Raw genomic sequence first — 1,510 nt, forward strand, 5'->3', positions numbered from 1 at the left:
GCGCCGTCGCCGACGAGCGCGATCACCGGCCGCTCGGGAAATGCGAACTTCGCCGCAATCGCATAGGGCACCGCCGCACCCATCGACGCGAGGCCACCTGACAGTGAACAGTGCATGCCGCGTTGCACCTTCAGGTCGCGCGCGTACCAGTTGGCGCATGAACCTGAATCGCTGGTGACGATTGCGTTGGACGGGACGCGCGATGACAATTCCCAGACCGTGCGCTGCGGATTGACGCCGCCGTCGGTTAATTCGAGTGCGCGCTTCTCAAGCGCCTTCCACCAGTCGGCTGTCCAGCCTTCAATTTTCTTGCGCCAGTGCTGATCGGTTCTTTCATTCAGAAGTGGAAGCAGCGCCCGTAGCGTCTCAGCACTATCCCCGACAAGATTCACCTCCATCGGGTAGCGAAGACTTAGCATGTCCGCCTTGATGTCAATTTGAACGCCGCGGGCGTGCCCTTCCTTGGGCAGGAATTCCGAGTATGGAAAGCCCGAGCCGATCATGAGAAGCGTGTCGCATTCCATCATCATCTCGTAGCTTGGCTTGGTCCCAAGCAGACCGATTGAGCCCGTGACCCACGGTAAGGCGTCCGGCAATACCGCTTTGCCAAGCAGTGCCTTTGCGACGCCCGCTCCTAACTTATCCGCGACCGAGATCACCTCGTCGGTCGCATTCAGCGCGCCCGCGCCGACCAGGATGGCGACCTTCTTTCCCGCGTTCAGGACGTCTGCGGCGCGCTGCAGGTCGCTCGCATACGGGACCACTTTGGGTGCAGTGAAGCCAACGCCTGAGTGCAACGTGCCGTGCTTGCGCCCAGGTGCTTGATACTCGAGGTCCTGAAGGTCGTTGGGCAGGATGATGGCCGTTACCTTACGCTCCGACAGCGCCGTGCGAATCGCGCCATCGACGAGATGGCGGACCTGGGCGGGCACACTCGCCTGCTGCACGAATGCACCGGCGACGTCCTTGAACATTGACGGAAGATCGAGTTCTTGCTGATAGTGGCCCCCAAGGGCCGCGCGTGCCTGCTGCCCCGCAATGGCCAAGACGGGCATGTGGTCCATGCGCGCATCATAGAGTCCGGTCAGCAGATGGGAGGCGCCGGGACCCGAAGTCGCGAGGCACACCCCGAGTTCACCCGTAAACTTGGCGTGGGCGGATGCCATGAATGCCGCCATCTCTTCGTGGCGAACCTGAATGAACTCGATTTTGCCTTTGGCGCGATTGAGCGCACCGAGCACGCCGTTGATGCCGTCGCCGGGATAGCCATAGATGCGGCGAACGCCCCAAGCGTGAAGACGCCCGACGAGAAAATCTCCGACTGTTTCAGTCATTGCATACTCCTTATGAATGGGCGCGCTCCCGCTCTCGGTGGAACGAATAAAAATCCGACACGCGCCGGAGCGCGCTCGCAACTGTATGTGGATGTACGGCGATAAGGTGTCGACGACACCGCAAACTTCATACCGCGTGCGAAGCATTGTTTCAGTGGACGTCGCCGAATCGGAGT

At 60.9% G+C, this 1,510-nt stretch carries 1 protein-coding gene; it reads right to left on the reverse strand.

Annotated features, from left to right (window positions below; translation table 11 throughout):
- Window positions 1-1,334, reverse strand: a 1,334-nt coding sequence (locus WCA53_RS34450; protein WP_423922839.1) for a thiamine pyrophosphate-requiring protein, incomplete at its 3' end; no start/stop codon positions are given.
- Between the last annotated feature and the right edge of the window lie 176 nt (window positions 1,335-1,510).

It is taken from the genome of Caballeronia sp., from assembly GCF_049581465.1.
Lineage (GTDB): Bacteria > Pseudomonadota > Gammaproteobacteria > Burkholderiales > Burkholderiaceae > Caballeronia.